We start from the raw sequence: 1,237 nt of genomic DNA on the forward strand, positions 1-1,237 counted from the left end.
GGGCTGCACAGCAGCCCCATGGCCTTGGCATCACTGCATAGATTACTGGGGCCGCTGTGCGGCCCTTTCGCGACACAAGGCCGCTCCCACATTTACAGCGTGAGCAGTACCTGGGCATGTGTTCTTTTGTTTCAAGAAAGAGGCCAGTCGAAAATTCCTACAGCGTCTTAGGAAGCGCCGGACTCCTCACAAAATTGATTCCCCGATAGCGTCCGTGTCTTCAGTTTGCTGGAAGACAAGGACCTCTTCATGCCCGGCCCACCCTCTATTTCCTCTGGCGAGATCGACGGCGCAAAAGATGCCCATGACGTAACGGACAACAGCATGCACGCCATGCTGGAAGTCCCGGAAGGGGCTGACTCGCCTTACCCGGCCGATCAGGGCGGGCGAGCAGACGAGGCAGGCTACCCGGCCGACCCCGAATTCCGGCTACGCGGCAACGTCGACAACCTGATGCTCGACGCGGCATACCCGCTGTTCGGCCTGGTCATCCGCCTGCGCACCCTCGACGACCTGCCCAACATTGCGTTCGTGCACAAGCGCCTGCAAACCCAGATCCACGCCATCCGCGAAGAAATACAGCAGCACGGTTACCCGCCCACGCATCTGGAGGCCTATTCCTACGCCCTGTGCCTGTACCTGGACGAGGCTGTGATGAGCCGCCCCTGGGGCAACAACTCGTGCTGGAGCCAGGAACCGTTGCTAAGCATCTTCCATGACGAAACCCACGGCGGCGAAAAGATCTTCGTCTTGCTGGAGCGAATGATGCTGTCGCCCAAGGAATTCCAGGATGTACTGGAGTTCCTGTACTTCTGCTTTTGCCTGGGCCTTCAAGGCAAGTACGCCCTAGAGCCCAAGGGCCAGGAAACCATCAAAGCCTTGATCTCACGGATGCACAAGGTCCTTCGTGAACTGCGCGGCCCCACACCGCAAGAGGTGTGCGACCCCTATACCAATGTCGTCGATCGCCCCAACCACAGGCCGCGGCGGTATTGGCCATGGTGGAGCCCGCTGGTGATCTCGGCCATCGCCATGGTCTGTGCCTACTGCTACTACAGCTACCGCCTAAGCCTGATAACCGCCGAAGTCCTTGAAACGCTCGACAGCATCATCTTGCCGCAGTAGCAGGGAGCATCCGCATGCCTAGCCAATCCGACTTGCGTTTTACCTTTCAACCACTGGCTGGCCGGCTTGAGTTCGAAGTGGTGTCGTTCGAACTCGACGAAGCGATCAGCTC

General features: G+C 59.0%; 1 protein-coding gene. It reads left to right on the forward strand.

Annotated features, from left to right (window positions below; all coding sequences use genetic code 11):
• The first annotated feature begins 249 nt into the window (after positions 1–249).
• A complete protein-coding gene (gene icmH / locus ABE456_RS28425) occupies positions 250–1,125 on the forward strand; it encodes a type IVB secretion system protein IcmH/DotU (RefSeq protein WP_346646898.1) in 876 nt (291 codons plus the stop codon).
• Positions 1,126–1,237 lie beyond the last annotated feature (112 nt).

The sequence above is a fragment of the Pseudomonas sp. TWI929 genome (assembly GCF_039673335.1).
Classification (GTDB): domain Bacteria; phylum Pseudomonadota; class Gammaproteobacteria; order Pseudomonadales; family Pseudomonadaceae; genus Aquipseudomonas.

Bases quoted from the DNA above. Each gene is read 5' to 3' on its own strand.
- icmH (WP_346646898.1), top strand. From the start codon at position 250: ATGCCCGGCCCACCCTCTATTTCCTCTGGCGAGATCGACGGCGCAAAA.